Origin of the sequence: Herbaspirillum sp. YR522 (genome assembly GCF_000282575.1) — a bacterium.
Lineage (GTDB): Bacteria > Pseudomonadota > Gammaproteobacteria > Burkholderiales > Burkholderiaceae_D > Herbaspirillum.
Genome location: NZ_AKJA01000068.1, coordinates 1 through 9,820, shown reverse-complemented (window position 1 = coordinate 9,820; position 9,820 = coordinate 1). Strand labels below are relative to the sequence as shown.

6 protein-coding genes are annotated in these 9,820 nt (G+C 50.1%); 2 read left to right on the top strand and 4 right to left on the bottom strand.

Annotation, left to right across the window (positions count from 1 at the left end; genetic code table 11):
• Positions 1–387 precede the first annotated feature (387 nt).
• From PMI40_RS11000 to PMI40_RS10990, 3 genes are read right to left on the bottom strand one after another with little or no spacing between them, the layout of a single operon-like run.
• Positions 388–3,483, bottom strand: a complete 3,096-nt coding sequence (locus PMI40_RS11000; protein ID WP_008115180.1) for a type I restriction endonuclease subunit R — start codon at positions 3,481–3,483, stop codon at positions 388–390.
• Between the two features lie 6 nt (positions 3,484–3,489).
• Positions 3,490–4,815, bottom strand: coding sequence for a restriction endonuclease subunit S (locus PMI40_RS23240; RefSeq protein WP_008115177.1), 1,326 nt, complete (start codon positions 4,813–4,815; stop codon positions 3,490–3,492).
• The gene (locus tag PMI40_RS10990; protein WP_008115175.1) at positions 4,805–6,352 is read right to left on the bottom strand and encodes a class I SAM-dependent DNA methyltransferase; all 1,548 of its coding nucleotides are present in this window, start codon (positions 6,350–6,352) and stop codon (positions 4,805–4,807) included. The genes PMI40_RS23240 and PMI40_RS10990 overlap by 11 nt, the downstream gene beginning before the upstream one ends.
• Before the next feature lie 68 nt (positions 6,353–6,420).
• Here PMI40_RS10990 and PMI40_RS10985 point away from each other — a divergent pair, with 68 nt between their 5' ends.
• The gene (locus PMI40_RS10985; RefSeq protein ID WP_238540933.1) at positions 6,421–7,461 is read left to right on the top strand and encodes a restriction endonuclease; all 1,041 of its coding nucleotides are present in this window, start codon (positions 6,421–6,423) and stop codon (positions 7,459–7,461) included.
• A 76-nt stretch (positions 7,462–7,537) separates the two neighbouring features.
• The gene (locus tag PMI40_RS23820) at positions 7,538–8,986 is read left to right on the top strand and encodes a P-loop ATPase, Sll1717 family (RefSeq protein ID WP_008115172.1); all 1,449 of its coding nucleotides are present in this window, start codon (positions 7,538–7,540) and stop codon (positions 8,984–8,986) included.
• 205 nt (positions 8,987–9,191) lie between these two features.
• On the opposite strand, the gene PMI40_RS10980 is transcribed toward PMI40_RS23820, so the two are convergent.
• The coding region (locus PMI40_RS10980; protein WP_008115169.1) for a DUF932 domain-containing protein at positions 9,192–9,820 on the bottom strand (629 nt) is incomplete at its 5' end.

The following is a 9,820-nucleotide window of genomic DNA, read 5'->3' as shown; positions in this document are numbered from 1 at the left end:
CGTGAGAAATGGGGGGATTACCTTATGTTCTCGTCGTGTCAATCAAAATTTGAGCAATCTTTTGTGTAGGCCAGTGTAGGGGAAGTGTAGGAGAACCCATCTGACCTACACTACATCTCTTCCTGTAAATACTAGAGAAGCAGAGCTTTAGTGTAGGCTGTGTAGGGTATTTTCAAAATAAGAGAGAATTTCAGATACCACAGGAAATGGAGCCTAGCAGCTTTGTTCAGTAAGAATATTTATAGTATTTCCCCGAAAAGCCTACACAGCCTACACTGATCTTCTCAATCTCCTTATTATGCAGGGAGAAGAAGAGATCCCGACCTACACCAAACCCTGCACTGGCCTACACATTTCAGGCCATCCCCTACACAACCAAAGCAGCGATCAAGCCGCCATAGCCCAGTCTTCGCCTAATGCTTGAACCTGCTGCAGGACCAGCTCCACAGCACCTTCCTGCTGATCTGGGGGATACTTATACTTCCGTAAAATCCGCCTAACCATCAATCTCAAGCTGGCACGCACGCTCTCCCGTTCGGCCCAATCGACCTTCAGGCTTCGCCGCAGATTCTCAGTCAACTCGTGAGCGATCTTCTTCAGGATCTCGTCGTTTAGCTCCCGAACCGCAGATTCGTTATTGGCCAAGGCATCATAGAACTTGAGCTCATCATCATTCAGGCCGAGACTCTCACCCCGCCCGGCAGCTTCTCTGAACTTCTTGGCCATCTCGATCAGCTCCTCCATCACCTGCGCTGTTTCGATGGCACGATTCTGATAGCGCTGAATGACCCCAGTGAGCAGATCGCTGAACTTCTTCTCTTGGACGATGTTGCTACTGAAACGGCTCTTGATCTCTCCTTGCAGCAGTCGCTCCAACAGTTCCACTGCTAAATTGCGTTCAGGCAGGCTCTTCACCTGGGCGAGGAACTCGTCGTCCAACAACCCAATATTGGGTTTCTCTAGGCCGACCGCATCGAAGATATCAACCACGCTGTCTGATACGACCGCAGAACTGATGATCTGTCTGATTGCCAAGTCTCGCTGTTCGTCGGTCTTGCGCTGTGCAGTGATATCCCGCTTAGTTAGCAGAACCTTGATACCCTGCATGAAGGCCACTTCCTCTCGCACGGCCTTGGCCTCGTCGAGAGTGCAGCACAATGTGAAAGCCTTGCTCATGGCTACCGCCGCATCAGCAAAGCGCTTCTTGCCATCCTTCAGGCTAAGTACATGATTTGCGGCTCCGGCCAGCACTCTGTGCCCTCCAGTCAAGAAGTTGCTGTAATCGAAACCATGCAGCATGCCTCGCAGGATATCCAGCTTCTCTTCCAGGACACAGTAGGCTTCATTGGCATCGACTTTAATCTGGCCTCTTCCCTTACTGCCGGTGTACTCCTTCATCGCAGCCTTGAGCTCATTGCCGATCCCGATATAGTCCACTACCAGGCCGCCTTGTTTGTCCTTGAAAACTCGATTAACACGGGCAATCGCCTGCATTAGGTTATGGCCCTTCATCGGCTTATCCACGTACAAGGTATGCACGCAAGGCGCATCAAACCCGGTCAGCCACATATCCCGAACGATGACTAGCTTGAGTTCGTCCTTCGGGTCCTTGAATCGCTTCTCCAAACGCTTCTTTGTCTTACCGTCGTAGATATGTGGACGCAGCAAAGCCTTGTCACTCGCCGAGCCTGTCATCACGATCTTGATGGCACCCTTTTCAGGATCTTCATCGTGCCATTCGGGACGTAGCTTGATGATCTCGTTATAAAGATGCACGCAGATGTCTCGGCTCATCGCAACGACCATCGCCTTGCCGGACATAGCCTTGTTGCGCTCTTCAAAGTGTTGAACTAGATCAGCAGCGACTTGAGCAACACGAGGCTCTGCGCCAACGACTTTCTCTAACGCTGCCCAGCGGCTCTTCAGCTTGGCCTGCGCCCCATCCTCTTCGTCTTCAGCGAGCTCATCGACCTCATCGTCAATCTTGGGGAGATCCTCTTCTTTCAGGCGTAGTTTGGTGAGACGAGACTCGTAGTAGATCGCCACTGTGGCCCCGTCTTCCTGAGCCTGTTGCATGTCGTAGACGTGGATGTAATCGCCGAAGACTGCTCGGGTATCCCGGTCTTCACTGCTGACTGGGGTCCCCGTGAAGGCAACGAAAGTAGCATTGGGAAGCGCATCCCGTAAGTGCTGCGCATAGCCTGACTGATATCGCTCTTCGCCTGGCTTTCCCTTTAGCTTGGCTTCAAACCCATACTGAGTTCGGTGCGCTTCATCAGCGATGACAACAATGTTGCTACGGTCTGAGAGTGTGGGAAAGGTATCCTCGTCCTCACCCAGCATGAACTTCTGGATCGTGGCAAAGACAATGCCGCCAGAAGGCCGGTTGGATAACTTGGCACGCAGATCCTGTCGAGATTCGGCTTGCACGGGCTGTTCCCGCAGCAAGTCTTGAGACAGGCTGAAAACGCCGTACAACTGGCCATCTAGATCGTTACGATCCGTGATAACAACGACGGTTGGATTCTCCATCGCTGCTTCTTGCATGACCCGAGCAGCAAAGCAGGTCATGGTGATGCTCTTGCCGCTGCCCTGGGTATGCCAGACGACGCCACCTCGATGCGTTCCACCTGGGCGAGAGGCTAGCACCACCTGTTCGATAGCGGCTCGTACCGCATGGAATTGGTGATATCCGGCAATCTTCTTTACCAGACGGCCATCGTCCTCAAATAAGACGAAGTAGCGAAGATAATCCAACAGGTATGCCGGGGCCAGCAAACCCCGGACCAAGGTCTGCAGCTCCTGGAATTGGCCTAGTGGATCCAGCGCCTGGCCATCGATGGTACGCCAGGCCATGAAGCGTTCAGCATCTGCAGAGAGCGAGCCCAACAGTGCCTCTGTTCCATCCGAGATAACAAGTATCTCGTTGTACTGGAACACATCAGAGATCTGCTCCTTGTAGGTCTGGATCTGCTCGTACGCTTTCCAGATGTCAGCGTGCTGATCTGCCGGATTCTTCAGCTCGATCAGTACCAGCGGCAGACCATTGACGAACAGGATGACATCAGGACGACGGGTATGCCTTGGGCCCTTGATCGTGAATTGATTGATCGCTACCCAATCGTTGTTTTCGGGATCTCGCCAGTCAACCAGGCGAACGAAGTCACCTCTGGTCTCTCCATCCTTCTGGTATTGCACCGATACTCCATTGACCAACAACTTATGGAAATACCGATTAGCTGTCAGCAGAACTGGAATCCCAAGATCCTGGACCTGCTTCAATGCGTCTTCTCTGGCACTGGCTGGAATCGTCGGATTCAACCGATCGATTACTGCTTTCAAGCGAGTCAGCAACAGGATCTGACGGTAGTCGGATCGCTCGGGATTTGGTCCGTCGTACGCGATGTCTGGACCATTCAATAAGGAATAGCCCACCTCACTGAGCCAGCCCAAAGTTTCCTGTTCGAGTTGATCTTCGGTCATAGAGCCTCAGGCAGTCAGTGCTTCAATCTCAGCTTCGGCATCCGGGAGACGTAGCTGGCCGGAGATGAGACGGGGGAGCAACGAGTCACGTAGTTCTTGTAGAGTCTTTGAGCGATGGACATTGCCCAGAATCGCATCAAATAAGGGCTGAATCAATTTGGAAAAAACTGTAGAAATGTCGATAGGTGGAATTACTATCTTATACGATGCAACATCTGCCCAGCTAACTCTAGGCATCTTCGCTCCGTTCGAAAGTCGATCTGCGAAGTTGATCAGCTCGTCGCTAAAAAGATGTAAACAAAAAATCCCACCATTCCCCGGATTCTTAGGTTGGCAGACCAAGATATCTGTCGAGCAAATACCATCAAATGGGGCAATAACAACCTTATGGAAGTAAGGTCGTAATTTTCCAAATAGAACACTTCCTTTTTTAAAAACTGCTTTCGAGCTTTCCAGCCCCGCCGAGCTGCCCCATTCACTTAGACTCAAACACTTGCGAGGCATGTGTTCCAGGCCAACGTATTTAATTTCTGAGCGGAATTCGCCCGGATGGATTTTCTGGGTCGAAATTTCCCCAATTTCACCAATGTCTCCGACTTGCCACCCCCTCGGAATCTCCCCGAGCTCCGACATTTCAAAACTATCAGGGAACAGCGCAGCAGTAGCCTCGTCCATCCCTTCCGGCATTCGGCCTTCCGATTTGGCTCGCACAGGATCGAAGTCTACAAACCAGGACTTAAACAGGGCTTGGGCGATAGCCTCGAGTGTCTGGTTGGTTTCACGCAGGAGGGTGATGCGGTTGTCCAGGCTACCCAGGGCCGCAGAAATTCTTTTTTGCTCCGCTATATCAGGCAGTCTTAACCGAATACTTTTCAGCGAGGTTAAAGGCTGTCCAATCCCAGGGGTACCAACCTGCGATGAGTTTTTTAATAGTTCAAAACGGCCGACGGACGATTTAAAAAAGTAGTAAATGAATTTGGGATCAGCTTTTAGCAGATCACATTTCAACTTCATCAAACTACTTGAAAGTACGTACTTCTCGTCGTCATCAGGAATGATTCCAACCTCACCGATCGCCCCTCTATGGGGAAACACCAAGTCCGATGGGTCAAGGTTAGCCCCTCCCAATTCGGCGGCTTTCTCAGGTGAGATAAATACGAACTCTCCAGATAACGTAGGACCTTCTGAAAGATTGGTACCACGCACTACCCGCACACCCGACTCAACATAGCAATCACTTTTCATACGAGAACCAAATGGTCCGATAGCTATACTTGAGGGGCTCTTTGCCTTGATATCGTCAATGCAATACTCAGACCAATCAGAACTCATAACCCAGCCCTCCCAGCTTTTGGCGAATCAACTGATCCAATTCAGCGCCTTTGGCCATCTGCTCACCAAGCTTCTCGGTCAGCTTCTGCATTTTTTCGGCAAAGGCTTCGTCATCGTCTTCCACTTCTTCAGCGCCGACGTAGCGGCCAGGCGTGAGAACGTGACCATGTCGGGCGATCTCTGCTAGCGGGACACTGCGACAATAGCCAGGAACATCTTCGTAATCACCTCCTTCACCACGCCACGCAGCGACGGTATTCTCAATGCGAGAAATCACCTCGTCGGTCAACTCGGCTTGAACACGGCTGATCATCGAACCAAGCTTACGGGCGTCGATGAACAAGACTTCGCCCTTGCGCTTATCCTTCTGCTTAACCAGGAACCAGAGACAGGCCGGAATCTGGGTATTGAAGAATAGCTGGCCAGGCAGCGCCACCATCACCTCGACGACATCGGCCTCGACCATCGCCGAACGAATCGCTCCTTCATTATTCTGGCTGGAGCTCATGCTGCCATTAGCCAAAACGATGCCAGCCCGGCCAGTAGGCTTGAGGTGATACAGCATGTGCTGAAGCCAAGCGTAGTTGGCGTTGCCTTGTGGAGGATCGCCATAGACCCAACGAGGATCGCCCATCAAGCTGCCATGCCACCAGTCACTAATATTGAAGGGGGGATTGGCAAGAATATAGTCCGCACGCAGGTCAGGATGCTGATTCTTGACGAAGGTGTCGTTCGGCTCACGACCAAGATTGAAGTCGATGCCACGAATAGCCAAGTTCATTGCCGCCAGCCGCCAAGTAGTAGGATTGGCTTCCTGACCGTAAATCGACACGTCCCCCAGCTTGCCACCGTGGGCTTCGATGAATTTCTCGGACTGCACGAACATACCGCCCGAGCCGCAGCAAGGGTCATAGACCTTACCTTCATGCGGAGACAACACTGCCACTAGAGTCTTGACGATGCTTGCTGGTGTGTAGAACTGTCCGCCCCGCTTACCTTCAGCATTGGCAAACATACCGAGAAAGTATTCGTACACCTGGCCTAGTACGTCACGAGCGGTATTGGGATCATCACCAAACCCGATGGTCGAGATCAAATCCACCAGTTCGCCAAGTTTTCCGTCTGGCAGTTGGGCACGGGCGTAACGCTTGTCCAGAATGCCTTTGAGCTTTGCGTTCTCAGCCTCGATCAACGTAAGGGCATCATCGATACGCTTGCCAATGTCAGGAGCTTTAGCGGCAGAACGCAGGGCCTCCCATCGAGCCGACTCAGGAACCCAAAAGATGTTAGAGGCTGTGTAGTAGTCCCGGACCTCCAGTTCTGCTGCGATGTCTTGATCGCTGGCATCACCGAAGTAGTATTCATCGTTCTCATCCCGTAAACGAACAGCCAGCTCTTGCTGCTTGGCCGAGAATGCGTCGGAGATATATTTGACGAAGATCAGGCCGAGTACGAGGTGTTTGTATTCGGCTGCGTCCATATTGGCACGCAGCTTGTCGGCGGTGGCCCAGAGTGTTTTCTTGATGTCGTCAAGCATGTCTTTGATTTCTATAGTCTTTTCAATTTAGGATCCCGTTCTCTGCTTGCGCCCCAACGCGACAGGAGATGCCTAAAAGCAAACTATACGATAGCACGTTGTACCCTAGGGCAGTAGTCGAGCGAAAAGTGGCGCACCGCCGGTTGGAATATATAATCAACCAAAAATTAAATTCATATAACAGCGAAATGCCCGTTCCCAATTATCAGTCGATCATGCTTCCTCTTCTCCATTTGGCTGGCGATGGCAAGGAGCACAGATTCAGAGATCTTGTAGAACAATTAGCCACCGACTTTGTTCTGACAGATGCCGAACGCGCAGAAATGCTCCCTAGTGGAACTGCACCTCTTTTCGACAATCGAGTCGGATGGGCTCGCACATATCTGAAGCAGGCGGGCCTTCTCCAGTCAGCAAAAAGAGGGATACTTCAGATCACCGGCAGAGGAAAGGACCTCCTAAGGCAATCGCCCGAAAGAATCGATGTGGAGTTTCTTCGCCAGTACAAGGAGTTCCGAGAATTCCAAGTTCGACGACGAACGAAAGATGCTATTACGGCGGAAGTCTTAGACATCCCGACAGAAATGAGTGACCAAACTCCGGAGGACGCATTAGCCAGTGCATATAGCACCCTCCGCAGCAACCTCGAAGCCGAGATTCTCGAGCAAGTGAAGTCGATGTCGCCAGCATTTTTCGAACGAGTAGTGATTGATCTGCTAGTCGCCATGGGGTACGGCGGCTCTCGCCAAGATGCCGCCAGCGCTGTTGGAAAGAGTGGTGACGGCGGTATTGACGGCATCATCAAGGAAGATCGTCTTGGGCTGGACGTTATATATATCCAGGCAAAAAGGTGGGAGGGAACAGTAGGAAGGCCTGACATTCAGAAGTTCGCTGGTGCTCTGCAAGGGCAGCGTGCAAACAAAGGGGTGTTCATCACCACTTCAGGCTTTTCGAAAGATGCTGAAGATTACGCAAAAATAATCAGCTCAAAGATCATTCTTCTTGACGGAAAGCAGCTAGCAAAGTTTATGGTTGATCATAACGTTGGGGTCACACAGATCGGCGTGTATGAGCTCAAGAAGATCGACTCTGATTATTTCGAGGGAGAATAGATTGAGAAATCTGGTTTTACTCGGAAAAAGCAACGTACAACACAAATAGACGAAGTTTTAATTCAGGGGAGCGAAAATGCAAGACTTCCGTAACGTAGACTGGGGGCCAGATGAGGCAAAAAATGATCCTAATTTGCCTGGATATTTTGTTGCCACTCCAGAATTCTCGGAAATAGAAGAAGGGAATATTAGATACATTATCGGTAGAAAGGGGACAGGAAAAACAGCTATCGTCGAAAAGATTAAACAACGTGTAAGCAAAGATGCGATGGGCTTTCATTCGAACCTTAGCTTACGAAATTTTCCTGTACAAGAATTCCGAGAATTACGAGATAAAGGATTTAGAGACAAAGCGCAATTCGTTTCGATCTGGAGCTTTTTAATATACATTGAAATTGCCAAAATTATTTCCAAAGACAATGGCGCAACCTCCCAGGACGATGCTGATGAGCTAAGGAAGTTCTTGCTCGAAAACGGTCTTAACACGGAGTCCGGATTTGCATCCACGGTAAATATCCTTAGAAAATCCGATGCGAAGGTGAAAGTATCGACTAGTTGGCTAGACGGTGAAGCCTCTAAGGGAACGCAGTCGCAATTTACCACGCCGGTTCACTATCAGAAGATCGTAGACAAGATCGAAGAACTAATAAAAAACAACGAGTCATCGTCAGAGTATTGGCTATTTATTGACGAACTTGACGAAGGTTTTAGAGCTGGCGATCAAAATCTCCGGCTACTTTTACTCGGATTGCTTCGTGCGGTTGAAGATACGTCTTTATCACTTAAATCGGCCAACATTAAATATCGGCCATTGGTCGCACTTCGGTCTGACATATTTGATCGCCTCGAGGACAATGACCTTAATAAGTTAGACGACTATATCTTCCGGCTTCATTGGACGTCACGAGAGGAGAAGGATACTTATGCATTGAAGCTCATTGCGGACGCTCGAATTAAAAATTCGATCCCAGCTCTTGGCAATTCACCCCAAGCATGGGAGGAGATCGTAGACAATCTTAACGTGCCGAGCTTCACGACGTCGGTTTGGGCATTTATGGCCTCAAGAACTTACGACCGTCCTAGGGATATTATTAAATTTCTGAAGTCGTGTCGAAAACATTCACCGTCGGGCGTTTTGTCGTTTGATGCAGTAAAAATGGCGGAAGATACATATTCAGACTGGCTCTACAGAGAGATAAGAGACGAGATACATAGTTACCTGCCTTGTTGGAGAGAGTCGCTTCAATGCATCAGTCGAATCGGATATGGTCGATTCAACGGCGCCGAGCTTTACAAAGAGTTTAGATCTGATCGGACTATTGCAAAATGGCTGACTGAAGAGCAGAAGGAACCTGAGGATTTAGCGGAGACTTTATTTGATTTCGGAGTTTTAGGAATTTATGACGGACGTTGGCTTTTTAAGTATAAAGACGAGGACCTAGCTTGGAATCCCACGAGCGAGCTGATTGTTCATTTTGGGCTTTGCAAAAAATTACGCGTCACTAGATCGAGAAGTAGCAACTGAAAGTATGATCCCCGAACTTCCCCGATGGGGCCGAGCGGCACGATGCGCATAGCATTTCGTTCTAAGTCGCCGTCTGATAATTTTTTGCAATCAAAATAGGGGGGAGTAGTGAACGACTAAATCCCTATGATCGCAAATTTGCTGTAAATTCAGGCAGGTCGCTAGGTCAGGTTGATACCTGATCTAGCGCCTATTTTCGTTTCCCCTAGTTGGTCAAATTAACTGCAAAAACGCGAGCCTTCTCCTTTAGTATTGCGCCTTGTCCGAACCAAGCTGAATCGATCCTGAAGTCCGTGCTTCTAGCCCGGCGTTCGTGATCAATGAACTCGGTAACTGAATTCAACAGCCCGAAAGCCGTCCCTTTGGCCGATGCCAGCTCTGCGCCCCTTCCTCGTCCTTCGAACAACTCCTGGACTGACTTCATTGCCCTTGCGTTGGCAGGGGCATAGTCGAACGAATCACCCGCCTCGAACAGCCGTCGAATGAATTGCTCGGATTCGAGAGTCGTGACCTTCCGTTGCGAAAGCTGCTTCATTTGGTACATGAAGTCATCCCAAGACGACAGTGCCAAACCTAGCTCGCTCTTAACTGCTTGAGCATTGAAGGATGTGCTATGCGGAACCTTCACACCACCCACACCGCTCGTTGCCACCTCCAGAGTGTTGTTGCAAACCACTCTGATACTGGTGAACTTCGCCACTGTTGCAAGCGTTCCGTCGCACGCAGTAGCCAATAGCAAGTAGCCCCGCATTTCATCCTTACCCTTGAGAGTGGTTGACTGATTGGTTCTTGCCAAAGCCCAGCATTTCTTACGGTAATCCCCCCATTTCTCAC